Origin of the sequence: Salibacter sp., assembly GCF_031581065.1 — a bacterium.
GTDB lineage: Bacteria > Bacteroidota > Bacteroidia > Flavobacteriales_G > Salibacteraceae > Salibacter.
Genome location: NZ_JAVLBN010000003.1, coordinates 68478 through 87837 on the forward strand (window position 1 = coordinate 68478; position 19360 = coordinate 87837).

At 39.7% G+C, this 19360-nt stretch carries 16 protein-coding genes; 6 read left to right on the forward strand and 10 right to left on the reverse strand.

The window, feature by feature from the left end; genetic code table 11:
• The gene (pth, locus tag RI557_RS01535) at positions 1-564 is read left to right on the forward strand and encodes an aminoacyl-tRNA hydrolase (protein ID WP_310666774.1); all 564 of its coding nucleotides are present in this window, start codon (positions 1-3) and stop codon (positions 562-564) included.
• On the opposite strand, the gene RI557_RS01540 is transcribed toward pth, so the two are convergent.
• The gene (locus RI557_RS01540; protein ID WP_310666775.1) at positions 565-975 is read right to left on the reverse strand and encodes an NINE protein; all 411 of its coding nucleotides are present in this window, start codon (positions 973-975) and stop codon (positions 565-567) included.
• A gap of 104 nt (positions 976-1079) precedes the next feature.
• Here RI557_RS01540 and RI557_RS01545 point away from each other — a divergent pair, with 104 nt between their 5' ends.
• Positions 1080-1457: a hypothetical protein gene (locus tag RI557_RS01545; protein ID WP_310666776.1), complete on the forward strand. Its 378-nt coding sequence runs from the start codon at positions 1080-1082 to the stop codon at positions 1455-1457.
• Here the strand turns inward: RI557_RS01545 and RI557_RS01550 are convergent, their stop codons facing one another.
• The gene (locus RI557_RS01550; protein ID WP_310681608.1) at positions 1458-2990 is read right to left on the reverse strand and encodes a cryptochrome/photolyase family protein; all 1533 of its coding nucleotides are present in this window, start codon (positions 2988-2990) and stop codon (positions 1458-1460) included.
• 41 nt (positions 2991-3031) lie between these two features.
• Between RI557_RS01550 and RI557_RS01555 the strand changes: the two genes are divergently transcribed.
• Positions 3032-3628 carry a DUF429 domain-containing protein gene (locus RI557_RS01555; RefSeq protein ID WP_310681609.1) on the forward strand — a complete coding sequence of 199 codons (597 nt, stop codon included), beginning with the start codon at positions 3032-3034 and terminating at the stop codon, positions 3626-3628.
• Here the strand turns inward: RI557_RS01555 and RI557_RS01560 are convergent.
• Genes RI557_RS01560 through RI557_RS01580 form a run of 5 tightly spaced genes read right to left on the reverse strand, consistent with a single transcriptional unit; the run spans position 3615 to position 7408 of the window.
• Positions 3615-4328 carry a lycopene cyclase domain-containing protein gene (locus RI557_RS01560; protein ID WP_310666779.1) on the reverse strand — a complete coding sequence of 238 codons (714 nt, stop codon included), beginning with the start codon at positions 4326-4328 and terminating at the stop codon, positions 3615-3617. The two genes, RI557_RS01555 and RI557_RS01560, sit on opposite strands and share 14 nt — an antisense overlap.
• Positions 4329-4330: 2 nt before the next feature.
• The gene (locus tag RI557_RS01565; protein WP_310666780.1) at positions 4331-4816 is read right to left on the reverse strand and encodes a sterol desaturase family protein; all 486 of its coding nucleotides are present in this window, start codon (positions 4814-4816) and stop codon (positions 4331-4333) included.
• Positions 4816-5445 (reverse strand): carotenoid biosynthesis protein, encoded by a 630-nt coding sequence (locus RI557_RS01570; RefSeq protein ID WP_310681612.1) that lies wholly within the window; start codon positions 5443-5445, stop codon positions 4816-4818. Before RI557_RS01570 ends, RI557_RS01565 begins: the two co-directional genes overlap by 1 nt.
• Positions 5442-6905 carry a 1-hydroxycarotenoid 3,4-desaturase CrtD gene (crtD, locus tag RI557_RS01575; RefSeq protein ID WP_310666782.1) on the reverse strand — a complete coding sequence of 488 codons (1464 nt, stop codon included), beginning with the start codon at positions 6903-6905 and terminating at the stop codon, positions 5442-5444. The genes RI557_RS01570 and crtD overlap by 4 nt, the downstream gene beginning before the upstream one ends.
• A complete protein-coding gene (locus RI557_RS01580) occupies positions 6902-7408 on the reverse strand; it encodes a SelL-related redox protein (RefSeq protein ID WP_310666783.1) in 507 nt (168 codons plus the stop codon). Before RI557_RS01580 ends, crtD begins: the two co-directional genes overlap by 4 nt.
• A gap of 177 nt (positions 7409-7585) precedes the next feature.
• On the opposite strand from RI557_RS01580, the gene RI557_RS01585 reads away from it, so the two are divergent.
• A complete protein-coding gene (locus RI557_RS01585) occupies positions 7586-8158 on the forward strand; it encodes a hypothetical protein (protein ID WP_310666784.1) in 573 nt (190 codons plus the stop codon).
• Here RI557_RS01585 and RI557_RS01590 read toward each other — a convergent pair.
• Positions 8155-9549, reverse strand: a complete 1395-nt coding sequence (locus tag RI557_RS01590) for a DASH family cryptochrome (protein ID WP_310666785.1) — start codon at positions 9547-9549, stop codon at positions 8155-8157. The two genes, RI557_RS01585 and RI557_RS01590, sit on opposite strands and share 4 nt — an antisense overlap.
• A 305-nt stretch (positions 9550-9854) precedes the next feature.
• Between RI557_RS01590 and RI557_RS01595 the strand changes: the two genes are divergently transcribed.
• A complete protein-coding gene (locus tag RI557_RS01595) occupies positions 9855-13574 on the forward strand; it encodes a DUF6851 domain-containing protein (RefSeq protein WP_310666786.1) in 3720 nt (1239 codons plus the stop codon).
• Positions 13567-16005, forward strand: a complete 2439-nt coding sequence (locus RI557_RS01600; protein WP_310666787.1) for an FG-GAP-like repeat-containing protein — start codon at positions 13567-13569, stop codon at positions 16003-16005. Before RI557_RS01595 ends, RI557_RS01600 begins: the two co-directional genes overlap by 8 nt.
• On the opposite strand, the gene RI557_RS01605 is transcribed toward RI557_RS01600, so the two are convergent.
• Together RI557_RS01605 and RI557_RS01610 are read right to left on the reverse strand one after the other, a co-directional pair.
• On the reverse strand, positions 15995-17347 hold the full coding sequence (locus RI557_RS01605) for an MATE family efflux transporter (RefSeq protein ID WP_310666788.1): 1353 nt from the start codon (positions 17345-17347) through the stop codon (positions 15995-15997). The genes RI557_RS01600 and RI557_RS01605 overlap by 11 nt on opposite strands.
• 59 nt (positions 17348-17406) lie before the next feature.
• Complete coding sequence (locus RI557_RS01610; RefSeq protein ID WP_310681642.1) at positions 17407-19305, reverse strand: LuxR C-terminal-related transcriptional regulator; 1899 nt, start codon at positions 19303-19305, stop codon at positions 17407-17409.
• Between the last annotated feature and the right edge of the window lie 55 nt (positions 19306-19360).

The following is a 19360-nucleotide window of genomic DNA, read 5'->3' on the forward strand; positions in this document are numbered from 1 at the left end:
ATGAAGTATCTCATTGCGGGCCTCGGTAATATTGGTTCGGAATACGAGAATACGCGACATAATATAGGTTTTAAAATACTCGATGAGTTAGCTAACTCATCGGGTATTTTTTTTGAACAGGACCGCTACGCGTATAAAGCCGAATACAAGTTCAAAGGGCGTACATTTGTTCTCATCAAGCCCACTACCTTGATGAACCTGAGCGGAAAGGCGGTTAATTACTGGCTCCAAAAGGAAAAGATTCCTATTGAGCGCTCTCTTGTCATTACTGATGATATCAATCTGCCATTTGGCAAAATTAGGATCAGAGTCAAAGGAAGTGACGGAGGCCACAACGGGCTCAAGGACATTCAAAAAATTCTCAATTCCAGCAAATACCCCAGGCTCAGATTTGGTGTTGGAGATGAATTCTCAAAAGGTAGCCAAATTAACTATGTGCTGGGGAAATGGTCGGCTGAGGAGGAAAAGGATCTGACCGAAAGAATCGACCTCTGCGTTTCTGCGATAAAGTCTTTTGGCACGATTGGACTCGCCAGGACGATGAATCAATTCAATAATAAGTAATTACGGCATCGACCACATGATAACCCTGTCGTTGGCAATATATTTTTGCCAGTCATCGGTGATGAGGATAGCGACAATATCGCTAAGTGGTAAAAACCCGAGTCCGCCACCGAGTGTAAGCGTGTATATCAACGGAACTTTTGTGGCTGTTCCCAAATAAAGTCGATGTACTCCAAATGGCCCAAGGGCAACAGCTAATACCACTGCGTAAAATTTCTTGTGTTTGGTTTCAGGATCCTGAATTTTAGACTGTAAAAACGTTCCTATTTTCGCTTTCAATCCCTTAACTTCCTGGCTGTCATTTAAGGTCACACTCACAGAGCTGTCAAAAGAATAGTTCATTGCTGATCCGGCAAATAAATTGCCGCTCAACAAAAGCGAAAAGACAAGCGTAAGTGTGAATCGAATCATGCAGCGAAGTTATAATTTCCATTCTTCAATCAAACGCAGCAAGTATTCACAAATTTCAAAACATTGTGAAAATACGCTTGTTTCACTAATAGAAAGGAAGAAGTATGAAACGTGATGATGAGTTAATGAGGATTAGAGGAGTTGAAAGTGATGACAGTCAAATAGATCTTGAGAGTTTTGTCAAAATGAGGCTCAGGCCAACCATCGTATTTCAAAAACCGATTCTCATCTCCCTGATTAGGCACTACGTAAAGGAACGAAAAACAAATTTCAACGCCTTCAACCAAAAAGTTCAAAAAGATATTATCAAGGACTTCTTCAACGGGGAAAAAGAGCTGAGAAGAATGCTCATTCAATCTGTCATTGGGCTTTTTACCATCAACGAACTCGAAACATATTACCAGCACTCAATGCGACTTGACACAGAAATAAATGATTACATCAAATCAGAAATCGTGAATAATATTGAACAGCTGTATTGATCACAATGATTCAATATTTTCCAGGTAGTATTGTGCCTGTTTGAGGTATTCCGTTTTACGGTCAGATCCCATCTTATCCCAGGTTCTGTACATCATTCCAACCCTGTGGTTGTCGCTCAGTTTATCTCGATGACGTTCATAGAATTGCCAGTACAAACTGTTGAACGGACACGCCTTTTCTCCTGTCTTTTTGGAGTGGCTATAATGACACGACTTACAATAATCGCTCATCTTATTGATGTAACTAGCCGATGATACATAAGGCTTTGTGCCAATGATACCACCATCAGCAAACTGGCTCATTCCGCGTGTGTTGGTAATTTCCACCCACTGGATTGCATCGATGTAAATTCCCAGGTACCAGTCATCCAGTTCATCGGGGTTGATACCAGCCAGGAGAGCAAAGTTTCCTGTAATCATCAGCCTTTGAATATGGTGAGCATAGGCGTGATCAAGGCTCTGACTAATGGCGTGACTCATGCATTTCATTTTTGTTTCCCCTGTCCAGTACCAGGATGGAAGCGATTTACTGTGATCAAAGAAATTGAGCGATTCATAGTCTGGCATTTTTGCCCAGTAAATACCACGCATGAATTCACGCCAACCCAAAATTTGACGCACAAATCCTTCGAGCTGTGCAATACTAATTTCTTCTTTCCTGGTTTCCCACTCTTCAACCGAACGATCTACAACTTCTTTCGGACTCAACATTTTGGTGTTTAGTGAAAAGGAGAGGCGAGAGTGGAAAAGACTCCAGTCGCGATCAGTCAATGCATCCTGGTATTTTCCAAAAAGCGGTAAACAATCGTTCATGAAATGGTCGAGCAAATCCAGGGACTGCTTACGGTTTACAGGCCACACCAATTTTTCGGCTTCTATATTTCCAAAATAATCGACTCCTTTTTCATCAATTATTTTCACTATTTCAGTGACATCGTTGTCAAAGGATTTTGGAGTGGGAACTTGTTGATCTTTTGGAAGTTTTTTGCGGTTTTCTTTATCGTAATTCCATTTTCCGGTTACAGGCTCCTTTCCATTCATCAGTACATTGTGCTTTTTGCGCATGTGCCGGTAAAAGCTTTCAAGTAAGTATTGCTTTTTATCCTTGAAAAAAACCTGCATCTCTGTCCGTGAAGTGTAAAAATGCTCGGTATCGAAAAATTCGTTCTCAATGCTCAGGTTTTGACAGAAATCTTTAAGCTGTTCATCGAGTCGGTATTCATCGGGAAGTTGATACTCAAACTTTTCAATTTTTTTTGATTCGATGATTTTATTGATCAGATCACTGAAATCATGTGGGTTTTCAGGATCATTGAGCTCAATATATTTTACATTGTGTCCTTTAGAGCTCAGCCACTTTGAAAACTCGCGCATAGCGGCAAAAAAGGAAGTGATTTTTTGAATGTGATGGCGAACATAATCGGTTTCTTGTTTTACTTCTGCCAGTAAGTAAATAACGTCTTCGTCAACTTTTTGAAACCAGGAATGGTTGTAATTGAGCTGATCACCAAGAATGAGACGGAGTGTTTTCATAAAAACGAAACACGCTTTTAAATTTGTTGTTCACAATGATTATGGTTGGAATAGATTTAGGTTCACAGCTGGCTGGTACCACAGCGCTTGCAGTTTTGGATGGTGATGAAGTAGTTATCAGGCAATCTGAAAAAGGAAAATCTGCTGATGATTTCATTCAGAACCAGTTGAAAGAATTGTCTGTTGGCTCGTTGGTTGGAATAGACGCACCGCTCAGCCTGCCCGAGGTTTACAGTAAAGAAGCCCTGGATCTTACTGAAGAACCGGATTTTCATTACAGGGAATGTGATAAAAAGGTTAAGGCAATGTCACCTATGTTCCTGGGCGGACTCACAGCAAGGGCGATGAAGCTAGCGCATCACCTTCAACAAAAAGGCCTTAAAATATTTGAGGTTTATCCAAAGATGGTCTTTCAAAATTCCATTCAGAACCGCGAAGGCTATAAGAAAAAGTGGAATCGTATCCTGGCAGAGGAATGGTTGTGCGAGCTAGAAGCAAAACACGGTTTCAAACTTCAATCAGGCCTGGAGAACTGGCACCAGTTTGACGCTGTTTTGGCTCTGACCGCTACTCTTAGAATTTACAGGGGAGAAGCAGAAAAGGTTGGCGATGAAAACGAAGGAGTTATTTACTTTTAGGACGGTACCACTTTTCTTTAAAAGCTTCGAACAACCAAACATTCATCATGATGAGTAACATTCCGTAGAAAATATCCTCGAAAGGGATAGTGCCTATTCTGAGGCCAATGAATTGTCGCTCGTTGTACCAAACAACTTCTTCTTCTATTCCGGTGCCGGTAAGAACTCCGTTGATTGCAAAAAAACCGATAAGTGCCACGAGATAGGCTCTGTAGAAGTTTCCCAGCCACTCTGCTTTGGCAAAGTAGTGCATGTAAGCGATAAAGGTAGCCAAAAAAATGAATGTCCAAAAAGTGTAGCTGAGATCATGGTAATAGATCCCGATGACAATACTCACTGATATCAGGATTAAGCTGATATTTTCACTTTTATCGTTGAACCAGGTGTTCTTTGGCCAAAAGTAGTTGAGGACCTCATAGATAAAAACACAGGCATAGGGAACTGTAATGAAAAAGAGCCATTCTCCTAAAGGGAGATGCATCAATTCAATTCCGGTTAAGTAGCGATCATTAAAACCCCAAACTCCTTTTTGGGTGAAAATGGAGTCCCATGTAATGAAGAAAACTCCCACAACAATTATGGCCGGAAAAAGCGCTTTCCATTTACCAGCGAAATCAACTCTTGGCTCAAAACTCCTCAAGAGCGGGATTGAAATGGTTGCAAGGTTTAAAAACAAGTACAGATAAGGAGTATCTAGCATAATCAGGCTGCTTTAGCGCGTTTATTTCTGTGCCGTTCATAGGCCTCTTTAAAATAACCCCACGGCACCACGAGCATGCCAAAAGACTCACCATCTTCTTTTCCCTTGTGTTTGTGGTGAGCATTGTGCCCTTTGCGCAAAGCGTTGAAATACGGGTTTTTAATACCTCTAAACCATTTAAAGCGCTGGTGAATCAACACATCGTGTACTAAAAAGTAGCACACACCGTAGATGAAAATTCCTATTCCCACAAAGAGCTTCCAGTCGTAGCCGTGCATCATGCCAAACATAGTAAAGAGCCAGCTAGGCACAGCAAAGATTAGAAAGAACACATCGTTTTTCTCAAAAAAACCAGGCTCTTTTTGGTGATGATCTTTGTGGAAATACCACATGAAGCCATGCATCACATATTTGTGCGTGAACCATGCCATAAACTCCATGAAGAAGAAAGTTGCAATGACAATTAATATGGCTAAAACGGCATTCATTACTGTAAAGATAAATTTAAAATTAAGAAGAAAACCAGCATAATACTATACAAAGACAACCCTAATTTGTTTGAACGCGAAACGTCAAGTTTTTGATACACAAAGTGCATCAAAAAGCCGATGAACCACCAGGCCAGGTAGTTTTCGGTCGGAACCGCAGCTGAACTGAATTCCCAAAAATCGAGTACCGGAGCAACCGGCTCAATGGCGGCATCCAGCATAACCATTAAAGTTGCTCCCACAATGGAACGAACGAGCTTCGTGGCAAACAGCATTTGAGCAATTGATGCTGTTGAAATAACAAGTATCAACCAATTGACCCCAATCAATGGAGGCGTTCCCCAAATCCCAGGCCCAAGAGCTGAGAGGTATTCATATTCGCCAAAGATGACACCGGTATTGATTCCGGCTACTTCAACGAGGTATCCCGCAATATATATCCCGATTGCAGCCAGCCACCATTTTGTGGTTTTCTCCTGGTGAACGATGAGCAGGATCAATGACAGGATGAGGTTTAATGGAGTCAAAGTGATAAAAAGATCGCGATAAGGTGTTTGAAAGCCGATCAACCCGATAAGATGGAAAATGATCAAAATAGCGATGCTGTGTTTGTAGCTGTACTTTTTCATTGCTCGATCAGTTCATCAACAATTTTAGCTGATAACAGGCAGAGTGGGATTCCGCCTCCCGGGTGCACACTTCCTCCGCAAAAGTAGAGGTTTTCAATACTGTTAGAGAAATTTGGATGACGGATGAATGCCGCGAGCGGGTTGTTTGATGCGGCTCCGTAAAGTGCTCCACGATAAGAAGATGTTTGAGATTGAATCAAACGCGGATCTAAAACTGACTCGTTCTCGATCAGTGGCTTGATGTCGATTCCGAGAGATTTGTAAATCTTATCGTAAATCATCTTCCTGGCTTTGTCGATTAACTGGTCCCAATCCTGACCGTAATCTGCCGGAGCGTTGATCATGACAAACCAGTTCTCGCAACCTTTAGGTGCGTCAGTAGAATTGTATTTTGACGAAATGTTGATGTACACCGTGGGATCTGACTGCAGTGATTTTTTCCTGAATAGTGAGTCAAATTCTTCTTTGTAGTCATTGGAAAACAAAATATTGTGGAGGTTGAGTTCTTTGAACACACCTTTGACGCCCCAATAAAAAATCAGAGCCGAGCTGGAGCGTTCTTGTTTAAGGGTGCGTTCAGGAGCTTTTTGTTTGGGCATCAACTTGCGGTAAGTGGGAACGATATCCATGTTTGAAACGACAAGATCTGCAAACTCTTGTTTGCCAGTGTTAAGTTTAATGCCTTTTGCTTTTTTATTCTCCACAATGATTTCATCGATGTAAGACTCAAACTGAAACTCAACACCAATATCCTTTGCGAGCTTGAAAATAGACTGGGTGATTTCATGCATTCCGCCTTTTGGGAAAAAAGTACCAATCCCGTGTTCCAAATGAGGAATCATAGTCAGGACCCCAGGGGCTTTATATGGGTTGCTCCCATTGTAAGTGGCGTAGCGATCAAAGAGCTGAACGAGTTTTTTACTGGAAAACTTTTTGGCGTTCACTCGATGCATGGATTTACCCAGGTTGAACTGCCAAATTCTCAAAAGAGCTTTTCCCACATGGCTTCTCAAGTAGTTTTTGATTTTGTGTAATGATTGCTCAAGAAAAACGGGGGAGTTGTATTCGTAGAGTTTGTGAGAATATTTTAGGTAATCGAGTACTTCAACCTCGGGAACTGAAAAAACCTTTGCAGCCTCTTCAGCAAACTTTTTAGGATTTGTAGAAGCATTAAAAACTGTGAGATCATCCCAAAAGTAGTGGCATGCAGTATCCAACTTAATATAATCGAAATAGTCTTTTGGGTTTTTACCGCTCAGTTTGAATAAATCATCTACTAAATGCGGCAAGGTGAATAATGAAGGCCCTGCATCAAAGCGGTAATCTCCCTGTTGGAACGCAGTCAATTTTCCTCCCGGGTAGTAGTTAGCTTCGTGGACTTTAACTTCGTAACCTTTAGCTCTTAATCTTATGGCTGTGGCGAGTCCGGCTATACCTGCACCTATTACTTTTGCTTTCAAGAAACAGCTTTTCTGAATTTAGTTTTTGCAAGATTTAAATAATCGGGACGATCTGAGGCGTATTTGTGGATGAATTTTGAAACAACTTCACCTTCATGGATAACAAATACGCCAGGCATTTGCCAGCCATCACCTTGTTCCTTACCCACTAAGTGACCTTTGAAAATTCCGGCAACAATTGCTCTCCACCAAACTTTTAAACCAAATACCTGGCTCCAGGTACCTCTTTTGAGGTGGAAATAATCGTAGAGGTGTAAGCCCGGGTCACTTATTCTGTGTAAATCGTTTAAGTGGTAAATATTTAAAATTTGTTCAGCATATTCATCGTTCATTTGATGGACAAGAACAATTTCAGTATCCTCGTTTTCAATGTCATTTCTAAGATTTAGTAGTTCTGTCAGTGTTTCACGGCAAAAAGTGCAACCAAAGTGCCTCAAAAACACCAGTAGTACTTTGCTATTCTCAGAAAGTTCAACTAATGTGACGCCTTTATTTGTTACCATATTTTCCATTCTGCACCTCTCTTCTTAAATCCTTTTCTGTCAAATTATTAAATGCTTACATGTGAATAAGCAAGTATTGGCTTTTTTTGTTCAAAATTTTTGAAAGTTATTGAAGCTTTAAATTTTTGTTTCTTTAGTTGCGATTAAACAAGCCCTAAAGAGTTTTGTTTTTCAAATATGTTGAGAAACAAAAATAAACTTCAAATCCTTTTTGTGGGTTGGTTTTTAACCATGCTTATTTTGCTGATTATCTTTTTTCCAGAAGATAGACCCATAAGGCTAAATGATGTCAGTTTTCACGTCACTGAACCGGAAGAGCTCTTTTTTAAAAACGTGCGCAGCTACTATTACGAGTTTGAAAAGAGGGAGGATGCCAATTTTCATCTGTATCGAATAAAGAGTAGGAATAAAGACGCGACACAGCCCAACATCACTTTTTTCATCGCCAATAACTGGCTCAAAGATGAAGCTTATATCATTGCTGAGCCCAACAGCGCAGTTGATACTGCAAAGTCGCTGAAGGTGCGGTACTCGGTTTCCGGATCTGACTGGGATACTGTTTCATTGAATACGCCAAACAGCTACAATAACTACCTTTTTGCCGGAAAAATTTATCTCGCAATGACTGAAGATGCCCGTTTTGAAATTCTCAACAATGGAGAAACGAGCGAAATATTTGGTCCTGATGACCGGCCAAGTGTCAAGAAAACGCTAAAAGACTATTTCAAGTTGGTGGGCAAAATGCCTTAGCGCCAATATACGCTTATGTATATCATTTCAGGGTAATCTGGAGCGAGTTCTTTTCGGTCAGATCCTGAATAGTTGTGCCAGTTGAGGATTTTTTTAGCATCTAAATGATTTAACTCCGGAACCCAAAGCTTGATGTACTCTGCGTTTTTGTCGTACTTCTGAGCTTGAAGAGCTATGTTGAAACGCCTTTCTTTTCTAGGGTCAGATCCAACTCCAGAAACGTAATTCCAGTTTCCCCAATTTGAATAAACATCATAGTCGATGAGTTGAGATTCGAACCAGTAGGCTCCGTAACGCCAATCGATATTGAGGTCTTTGGCCAGGAAAGAAGCAACGTTCTGTCTCCCTCTGTTACTCATGAAGCCTGTATGGAGCAACTCGCGCATATTGGCATCGATGAACGGAACTCCTGTTTTCCCGAGTTTCCATTTTTCAAACAGCTCATTGGGCTTTTTCCATTCTTTGTGAACATCCCACAATCCGGTAATTTTGAAAATGGAGGTTTTGTGTTTGACCATTAAAAAACGGAAGAAATCGCGCCACATCAATTCAAAAATAAGCCAGTAAGTGCTTGAATTACTCTTTACCTCCTGCTCAAACTTTTTCACTTCGTGGTAGATTTTACGAGGAGAAATACAACCGGCAGCGAGATACGGTGAAAATTTAGAGCTGTAATCTGCCCCGATTAAGCCATTTCGTTTTTGTTTGTATTCGAGGAGTTCACGGGTTTCCCAAAAATAATGTTGTAATCTATCCAATGCAGCATTTTCACCACCATTAAAAGCGAGAGCAGATCGGTCATCGGTTTGTGGTTCTTCTAAATTGAGGTCGTGAAACGCTGGAATATTGCCGGGGTGAGTTAATAATGGCGTTTTGATTTTTGATGGAGTGTGAAAAGTGGATCTGACCGTTATTCTTTTATCAACCTTTTTGCGAAATGGAGTGAACACGTCAGGCATTTCTTCACTATCAAAAGGGAGGTCATTTGGATGAAAAAGGGATGCTTGATGGTAAAAATGAGTTTTGATATTTAGCTTTTCAACCTGGTTTTGAAGTTCTATTTCTTCATGAGCTACTTCAATGGAAGTATAGATTGCTGTCACCTCAAATTCTTCAATAAGGTTTTTGAAGATGTTGATCGGATTTCCGGATCTGACCATTAGCTCTCCGCCTTTAGCCCTTATGTTTTGCCTGAGGTTTTCAATGCTTTCGATGATAAATCGCGTTCTGAAAGAACCCGTTCTCACATGCCCAAATTTTGACTGAGCCCAGTATTTCTCATCAAAAACAAAGATTGGTAGCACCTGGTCGCTATTGTTTATTGCAGAAACCAGGGCTTCGTTATCGTGTAGCCTGAGGTCGTTCCTGAACCAAACTATTGATGTTTTCATGATGAGGAAAGTACAAAAGAATGGAAATTGTTTTGAGTCAAAAACTATATTTCACGTGTCGATGCTATTGATAGGGCGGGCAATTTTAATATTTTGCTTTGATTAGCCGTTGTAAAATTTTATTTTAGCTCCATGTGTTTATGAGAAGTTCAATTTTAATATTTCTTGCTTTGATTGGGACGAATGTGTGTTTCAGCCAAAGCCAAAGCGGTCATAGTATTGCTCGTGTTTGGAATGATGCATTAATCGAATCAATTCGAAATGATTTTGCACGTCCCACTGTACATGCCCGAAATTTATATCACTTGTCAACTATTTCATATGACGCCTGGGCGGCCTACGATCCTTCAAAAGAAACAGTATTTCTTGACAAGGTTTATCATGGGTATCAAGTAGATTTTGATGGGGTTGTAATTCCGCAGGATGTTCACTCTGCCAGAGTTGAAGCAATATCTTATGCAAGTTACAGGTTGCTTATGCACAGGTTTCAAAATTCACCCGGTTATGCAGGGGTTGTAAACAGGGCAGATAGCATCATGCAATCTTTGAATTTTGATGTCTCAAATACTTCAACAGACTATGTTAATGGCGGTCCTGCAGAATTTGGTAATTATTTGGCCCAGGAAATGATAAGTTACGGTCATCAGGATGGGGCTAATGAGCAAAATGATTATGCAAATAATTATTATCAGCAGGCAAATCCTCCAATAGCAGTTGAACAGCCTGGTAACCCAAATATTAACAACCCAAACAGATGGCAGGCTATTTCATTAACTGTAGCTATTGATCAGGCTGGGAATCCTGTACAATCTACCCCGCCACATTTATCTCCGGAATGGGGGAATGTTGATCCTTTTGCTTTACATGATACATTGATAACTATTAAAACAAGAAACAATAATAACTACAATGTTTACATGGATCCGGGTGGTCCATCTTTGATCGATACTACTGATACAGCTGGCCTGAGCTCTTTGTACAAGTGGAATTTTTGTATGGTTTCAGTTTGGCAATCACACAATGATCCTAACGATACAACAATGTGGGATATCTCGCCAGCATCAAGAGGTAATATTTCAGGATATCCTTTGAACAACGATAGTTTACCTAATTTCTATAATTTTTTTGAAGGGGGAGTTAATGATCCCAATCAGGGGTACTCTGTAAACCCAAAAACAGGGCAGCCTTACACACCGCAAATTGTTCCGCGAGGTGATTATGTTAGGGTTTTGGCTGAGTTTTGGGCTGATGGTATCGACTCTGAAACACCACCCGGCCATTGGTTTGAAATTACAAAAGAAACGATGGATGATTCGTTGTTTCAACGAAAGTGGATGGGACAGGGAGCAACTCTTTCAGATTTAGAATACGATGTGAAATCATTTTTAGCTCTTGGTGGCGCTGTTCACGATGCAGCTGTGGTTTCGTGGTCAATCAAAGGGTGGTACGATTTTATAAGACCTGTTTCTGCTATTCGTTATATGGCGAGTAAAGGGCAGTGTACAGATACGAGTTTATCGAATTTTCATCCTGCTGGAATTCCGTTGATTCCCGGTTACATTGAAGTTGTACAACCAGGTGATACGCTCGCTGGTCAGAACCAGCAGCATGTGGGGAAAATAAAGCTGTACTCGTGGAGAGGTCCAGATCATATTACCGATCCAAATGTTGATATTGCCGGGGTTGGTTGGATATTGGCTGAAAACTGGTGGCCTTACCAGCGCCCATCATTCGTTACACCTCCTTTTGCCGGGTATGTTTCAGGGCACTCAACTTTTTCAAGTGCAGCGGCTGAGGTTTTGACACAAATGACAGGAGATCCTTTCTTCCCGGGGGGAATGGGAACTTTTGATGCTCCACAAAACGATTTTTTGCATTTTGAAGAAGGGCCAAGTGTAGATATTGAATTACAGTGGGCAACTTATAAAGATGCTGCAGATGAGTGTAGTTTATCGAGAATATGGGGCGGAATTCACCCTCCGGTTGATGACATAGATGGAAGAAAAATGGGGGTAGATATCGGAGATATTGCTTTTACGAAAACGAATGAGTTTGTGTCAAAGAAAAAGCCGGCTATTACGGATCTTACTGTCACAGATTCACTCATTTCAAGAAGTGATATTGGGAACTCCATTTCGTGTGTGTTTACTTTTGATGAGTACATGGACACTACGAAGTTACCCAACTTCACCTTTTTAAATGATAATCCGTTAACTGTTTGTTTGGACTCTGTTAGTTATTCCTGGGTTGATACAAATGTTATAGAATTGAACTACCATGTAAATAATAGCATCGAAGAGTTAGATAGTGTTACAGTTAAGGTCTCAGGAGGGGAGGGTCAAAATGGTGTAGTTCAGTCACCTGTTTTATTCAGAAAACCTTTTGAGATTGATACGAAAAAGCCAGAGGTCATATCTGTTACTGTTTCCGATTCTGTGTTGAATAGCAAAACTACCGGCTTTAAGAATGTAGAGGTTGTTTTTTCAGAACCCATGGATACATCGGTACTTGTACAGGCTGAATTTATAGCGCCTACTTCTATTCAGCAAGACCTCTCTTATGATCAGGGACAGAGTTACTGGATAGACTCACTTAGCTACGTTGCTCATTACAATACTCAGGATTTGGATAATGAATACTTTCAAACTGAATATGCTATTACTTCAGGATCTGATTTGGCGGGAAACGCAATTGTAGCTGATACCGCTCATAATGTAATTACAGTAGATACAAGAGAGCCTGCTTTAACGAGCTCTACAATTAATGATACCGGGTTAACCAAAACAGATATTGGTCAAAACGCTATGACGGTAACCCTCACGTTTGATGAGGAAATGAAAACGAATCACAAGCCCGCTCTATCTTTTTCTGATACTAACGTTTTTACCGCTTTAGCGCAAATATATCAGCTAAGCGAATGGGAAAGCGATTCTGCTTATAAAGCGGTATTTAGTTTGAATAATAACAGCTTTGAATCGCACAACATTTCGGTTCTGACTAACTCTGTAGTTGATCTTGCCGGCAATTCACCACAACAACAGCTTTTGCCACAGTTAATACATGTTGACACTAAAAAACCATCAGTTACATCAATTCAACTATCAGCAGATACTGTTTACGATGCTCATAAGGGCGTAGCCAATTATGAAATGTCGTTGAGGTTTGACGAGCGAATGGATACTACACAGTTGCCTGCAGTTTCTACATCAGTTAGTTCTGTAGATGCGAGTTCTATGATTTATAATCCATTTGAAAGTGAGTGGCAGGGAGATTCATTGTTAATTGCCAGGTTTAATATTCAGGATCACGATGTTGAGGTTGATCAGGTAGGTGTTACGGTTAATTATGCTAAAGACTTACTAGGGAATAACCAAAACCAGGGAAGCTTCCCTGATCAATTGTATTTTGATACTCGTAACCCTCGTGTTCTATCAGCGATGACGAATACTTCTAATGTCAATAATGAGACTGATGTTTTATCGGCAATCATAGTGTTTGATGAAGAAATGAATACTTCAGTTTTTCCGGAGCTTTCATTTAGTGATTCCACTGTAAAAGGGATATTTAATATTGATCACACTGCTTCAGCCTGGCTAAATAACACCTCCTATAAACTAGAGTACACTATAAATCAACAAACATTTTGGCAAACTGACATTGAAGTTTATGTGGATAAAGGAACAGATCAATCAGGGAATAAAGTTTTGGTGGATACAGTAATGTCCGGGTTTGAAGTTGACTTAGCTGCAACTGGAATAAGCATGAATAACTTACAGGGAGATGTTAAAGTTTATCCAAACCCTGTCAAAAAAGGCAGGGAGGTCATTATTGAGACAAGCTCGAATATTAGCAAAACTGAAGCGACACTCAAAAATGTGGCTGGTAAAACGATTCTAATTCAAAGTTTGATTTTCGAAAATGGGCGCTCTACTTTTAGTACAAAAAACACAAAACAGGGAGTTTATTTTTTAACCCTAAACCTTAAAAGAAGTCCAATAACAATTAAACTCGTAGTCGTTGAATAAATTCAAAGCATACATATTATCGCTTGCCTTGTTCGTTATGCCCTTTTTGATGTATGGGCAGTCCTTTAATGATGTTGCCGGCTCACAGAACATTCATACGGGACTTGTAACAAACGATCGCTATGGAAGTGGAGTCAGTTTTTTTGATATTAATAAGGATGGATGGGATGATCTGACGTTTGCTATGGAAAACGACAGTTTAATAGTTTTTCTAAATGATAGTGGAAGCTATGTCAAAACAGATGTTTCCATCTACTGTAATGGTCCTGTAAAACATGTGCTGTGGGTGGATTTTGACAATGATGGAGATTACGATTTGTTTATGACAACTTACTCTGGAGCATTTGAATTGTTTGAAAATGATGGAGATTTAAATTTAACAAATATAACTTTACAGGCAGGGCTTTCAAATGCATTTGCAAACACATATGGTGCATCTTTTGGAGACTTTAATAAAGATGGGTTCCTGGATTTTTATGTGTGTAAATATGAATATGGGAATAACGCATCTCAAAATAGAACGAATGAATTATATAAGAACAACGGGGATGGGACTTTCACAAATATTACTCAAAGTGCAGGGGTAGGAGATTCAATTAAAACTACTTATCAAAGTGTGTGGATAGATTACAATAATGATAATTGGCCTGATCTGTTTGTGATGAATGACAGGTTACCCTATAACAACAGGCTATATATCAACAATCATAATGAGACCTTTACTGATGTAGCCGATAGTGTTGGGTTAAATATGCCTCAGCAATTTCCAATGACAAGTACATTTGGTGACTTTGATAATGATGAAGATTTAGATGTGTATCTTACTAATACGGGGGATTATTACAGTACTAAACTCTTCATAAAAAATTCAGGGATTTACCAGGAGCAAAGCAATCAATACGGTGTTTCTCTTAACGAATATTCCTGGGGAGCTACATGGGTTGATTTCAATAATGATATATGGAAAGACCTTTACGTTGCAACAGGGCACCCTGACGACTCAAGTGTAGCCCCTCAGGTTGCAAGTCATTTTTTTATAAATAATAACGGTCAGGGATTTAGTAATGGTGATTCAGTGTTTTCCAACTCAACTGTAGCTGCTTCATATGCAGTTGCAAGAGGAGATATTGACAACGATGGATTTTATGATATTGTTTCTCATAACGGAAGAAATGACGATCCTTTCCTTTGGCAAAACACTGGAAACCAAAACAACTGGATCAAGATTACTGCTAAAGGAACAGTCTCAAATAAACAAGCTATAGGGACTTTGATCAAAGTTTATGCTGACACTAATGTGTTTACAGAATACACTTTTTGCGGAGAACAATACGTAAGCCAAAACTCACAGCATTTGATTTTTGGCCTTGGACAGCTGACAACAGTTGACTCTGTGAAACTGCGCTATATTAGCGGGCATACTGATACGTACTACAATCCTGCAATAAACACTCATCATTACTTTAAAGAAGGCGAAACACTGTCAGAAAGTGTTCAGATAATTGGTGACACAGCTACATGCACAGGAAATGATTACACGAAACTTGTTTTAAATGGTCAGGGATATCAATCTGTTATTTGGAATAATGGAGTACATTCTGATACTTTGGAAGTTACTAATTCTGGAAGCTATTATGCTGAAATAATGACATCTCATGGCGTTTCCTTTACTACAGATACCGTTAACGTAAACTATCACTCCACTCCTTTTTTGACGGAGTCTGCAACAGACATAAGTTGTTACGGAGACTCCACAGGCGAAGTACAGGTAGAGCCCTATGATTCCAGCTTTTCTATACCTTATGAGATTATTTGGTCAACAGGTGATACAGGGAATACAGTATCAAACCTGAAGTCTGGGGAGTACGTTTATTTTTATTCTGATTTTTATGGATGTGAGGATTCAGGAATAGTCCTTATCGATGAACCACAGGAGTTGTTCGCACAGTCAGTTGCGCAGGATGTGGAAACAGGAAATGATGGGTTTGTCGATGTCCTTGTTTATGGGGGAACGCCACCTTACAGTTATTCATGGAATGGTAACAGTCAGAGCCCGCCATACGATAGCTTGAGTGTAGGGCAATACTTTTTAGAAGTTTCAGATGCTAATTCCTGTGAATTGTTCGATACAGTGATAATCGACTCAGCTCAAGGTCCTTCAACAGGTTTGGCAAATGAGTCAACCAACAATGACGCATTGATTTATCCAAACCCTGTAAACGATGATTTTATTAATGTCAATCTGCCTAAAAACTGGGATATAAGCAGGGTTGAAATCCTCGACCCCATGGGTAGGCTGGTTGCCGTCAAGAAGTCCGGCTCTGACCGAAAAATGAGGATTGATATTTCAAAAATCGGGAATGGATTGTACTTTATTCGTTTTTATAGAGAAAATGACATCCTGACTACGAAGAAATTAATTAGGCATTAGTTTTCACTCTCTTCTTCAGTTTCTTTGTGACCCTGTCAAAACGCCAAATCAAAAGAATTGCGCTAACTGTTAGGCCACTAGCGAGGCCGTACCAAATACCATCAACACCAAACGGGCCTATTATGCCGGCTAAATAACCTACGGGGAGTCCAAAAACCCAATAGGCGATAAGCGTTATAAAGGTTGGAATTTTGACATCCTCTAATCCGCGCAGAGCTCCGAGGCCAATAACCTGAATGCCATCGCTCAGTTGAAAAACAACAGCAACAATCAACAAGCTACTGGCAATTTGAATGACTGTTTCATCAGTGACATAGAGTTTTGGTAGAAGATCCTTTCCGGCAAAGAGTAAAACACCAGCAATGAGCATAATCCAAATTACCATTTTGATTCCGGTAAATCCGGCTGTTCGTAGGCTTTGAATATCGCGTCTTCCAAGCTGGTTTCCAACTCTTACGGTTGTTGCTGCTGCTAATCCGGTTGCTACCATATAGCTGATTGAGGCGAGGTTGATGGCGATGTTGTGAGCTGCCTGAGCTTGCGGAGATATCCATCCGGCCATTACAGCCGCACCTGCAAAAGCACCCACTTCAAATACCATTTGCATACCGCTGGGGACACCAATTTTGAGAATCCGGTTGAATGTGTCCCACTGAATGCGCTTCCATTTAATAGCTTTCCAGTATTTCCTGAACGGATTATTTGCTATCACAAGCCAGGCAATACCACCCATCATTAAAAATCTTGCTATAAGTGTTGCGTAACCGGCTCCGTCTAAACCCATAGCCGGGAGACCAAATTTCCCGTAAATAAGAAGGTAGTTGAGCAAAATATTGAGCGCATTGGTAACCAGCGTGATAATCATTGCCGGTTTCGTACTCGAAAGGCCTTCAGCAAACTGTTTAAATGCGAAAAACAACATGGTGGGCAACAGAGACATGTTGATGATAAACATGTAGCTGAGAGCTGATTTTTCGACTCGAATATCCTGGTCAAACCAATGGAGGTTGAAGTTGAAGATTAATACAATACCGGTCAGAACCAAACCCAGCGCAGCATTGATATAAACCGCATGCTTGAGTAGGGAGCTTATCCGTTTAGTGTTTTTCTCGCCATCAGCATTTGCCACGAGCGGACTAACAGCATAGCTGATGCCAATACCAAATACAAATACGATGAGAAAAATACTGTTAGCAAGAGTTGAAGCAGCTAATGGAATAGTCCCCACCCGGCCAACCATAATACTGTCAGCAGTAGCAACCATGATTTGGCCAAACTGGCTGAGCATTACAGGGTAGGCCAGGCGCCACGTTTTAATTCTATGCCAGGTGCTCCTTTTCATTTCCGCGTCAAAAGTACAGAGGTGTACATTACCGCAGTGGCTCTGACCATAAATTTTCTTTAGAGATTGAGTTTGCGCAATTCTTCTTCCAGGCTCTGATTGTGGTCGAGATTGAGCTTTTTCCTGAGCTTGGAGCGCAAGTTGTTAACATATGAGGCTTTGCGGTTCAAAGTAGCAGCTATTTCTTTTGATGACATTCCTGACTTTATGAGGCGAGCTATTCTAATCTCTCTATCAGTTAAATCCAATTTTTCTTCTAAAGTTAAAGATTGGTCATGAGTCATTGTATTACTAATCGCTTTTTCCTTAAAGTTGAGAAGTGTTTTGAGCCTGTCTAGGTTTTCCCGAAATGTGAGGTACTTTATTTTCATTGATTTAGGGAGTCCAGGGAGCATTTCTTTAATGTTAAGACTGAGCTCATCAAAAAATGGAATCAGCTCTTCAAATACATTATTTTTAATTGAAATGAGCTCTTCTTTTGTTTGAGCCTCTCTGCTTTTGGCTTCAGCGAGTCTTTTTTGTTTTATAAGACTCGCTTCTCTTGATTCATTGAGTTTGAGCTTATATGAAGTTTGTTTTTTATAAAGGAAGAGCACTATTAAGATGAGACCAACAATTAAAGCTAAACTGACTATTACAATAATTAAAAGCTGATTTTCTCTTTCTGATTGTTTGACTTTTTTATCCAAAGATGAAATTTGAAAATCCATTTGCTTGATTTTGTTGTAAATAGATAGATCTTTCTTGATGAGTGAGTCATTTGCCTCAAAAAAGCCTGATGTCACTTTATGATAATGCGTAAGTATTGAGTCTTTTGACCCTACCCATTGATTTTTGCTTATCATATAACCAATTGTAGCAGCATATTTTTGATAATCACTATCTGAAGCAAACTTTAAGAGATCTTCGAGTTCTTTATTGGTAAGGGCCAAACCATCAATTTCTCTGTAAAGATCAAGAGCAAAATCGAGGAAAAAAGCTGTATCCTCCAACATTTTAGTCTTGTCCTTGTTAAGAATGATCCTCGCGCTATCAATTTCACCATTATCAAAATAAAATCTTGCTATTTCAGTCCTTATTGCTGTTTGATAGGGTCCTGGATCGTCTTGAGTTTGGTTAAGGAGTTTGAATGAAGTCTTTCTAAGAGAGTCTGGTATCAAATCTGAGTAACAGCGCAAAACATTAATTGCTATTAACTTATTTGTGTTTCCATTTGATTTCAAATCCTTTTTAGAAGGAAATACTTCAATTAGCTGTTTTGCTGCCTTATCATAGTTCTCAATAGTATTGAGAATGGCCGCAATGTTATTTTGAACATTCTTTGTGTTGATGTAATTCAGATCTTTATTGCTGTCAACAACTGTTTGAAAATAATATAGGGCAGTACGGTACGCGCCAAGTCCATAATAGCAACTTCCAATGTTGACTTTATTTGACAAAATTGCCAATGTGTCTTTTTCGAGTAAAGATAGATCGAGCGCTTTTTTAAAGTAATGAATAGCAGAGTCATAACGTTGGACATAGTAAAACCCTGTTCCAATAGACTGAGCTAATATATAGTTTTGTCGAGCAGTTTTGCACTTTCTTTCATTAATTAGCCTTTTAGCGTTTTTGATGCCTTTATCAATATCACCCTTATCAATTGTGTCCTGAACCTGAAAAATTTCAACATGTAGCCAATCTTCACAATCATCAACCTTTGATCGCAGGATTTTTGTGGTTTTTTCCAGTGAAATATTGGGGTGGTTCTTGGCTTTGAAGAATACGTTTAAGGTTGGAGTAAGAAATTTCTCATCTGTCTTTATCAAAGTTTGATTAAATTCTTCAATCTGTGATTGAGTCAAAGAATCGGTATTTTGAATAGAACTTAAAAGAGAGTCGAGGCTCGTTTCGGCTATCATTGATGAAAACGTGATAAGCTGAAAGATGAAAAGTGTAAGTGTGAGCTTTTTGAGCAAAATATCTTTTTTTATTGTTTTAGAAAAATATTGATGGCAAAGTTAGTCAGTTCTC

Coding starts and splice junctions, on each gene's coding strand:
- RI557_RS01555 (WP_310681609.1), top strand. CDS start 3,032: ATGGTTGGAATAGATTTAGGTTCACAGCTGGCTGGTACCACAGCGCTT.
- RI557_RS01590 (WP_310666785.1), bottom strand. CDS start 9,549: ATGAAAACATCAATAGTTTGGTTCAGGAACGACCTCAGGCTACACGAT.
- RI557_RS01565 (WP_310666780.1), bottom strand. CDS start 4,816: ATGAATGCCGTTTTAGCCATATTAATTGTCATTGCAACTTTCTTCTTC.
- RI557_RS01550 (WP_310681608.1), bottom strand. CDS start 2,990: ATGAAAACACTCCGTCTCATTCTTGGTGATCAGCTCAATTACAACCAT.
- RI557_RS01580 (WP_310666783.1), bottom strand. CDS start 7,408: ATGGTAACAAATAAAGGCGTCACATTAGTTGAACTTTCTGAGAATAGC.
- RI557_RS01545 (WP_310666776.1), top strand. CDS start 1,080: ATGAAACGTGATGATGAGTTAATGAGGATTAGAGGAGTTGAAAGTGAT.
- RI557_RS01585 (WP_310666784.1), top strand. CDS start 7,586: ATGTTGAGAAACAAAAATAAACTTCAAATCCTTTTTGTGGGTTGGTTT.
- pth (WP_310666774.1), top strand. CDS start 1: ATGAAGTATCTCATTGCGGGCCTCGGTAATATTGGTTCGGAATACGAG.
- RI557_RS01605 (WP_310666788.1), bottom strand. CDS start 17,347: ATGAAAAGGAGCACCTGGCATAGAATTAAAACGTGGCGCCTGGCCTAC.
- RI557_RS01540 (WP_310666775.1), bottom strand. CDS start 975: ATGATTCGATTCACACTTACGCTTGTCTTTTCGCTTTTGTTGAGCGGC.
- RI557_RS01570 (WP_310681612.1), bottom strand. CDS start 5,445: ATGAAAAAGTACAGCTACAAACACAGCATCGCTATTTTGATCATTTTC.
- RI557_RS01560 (WP_310666779.1), bottom strand. CDS start 4,328: ATGCTAGATACTCCTTATCTGTACTTGTTTTTAAACCTTGCAACCATT.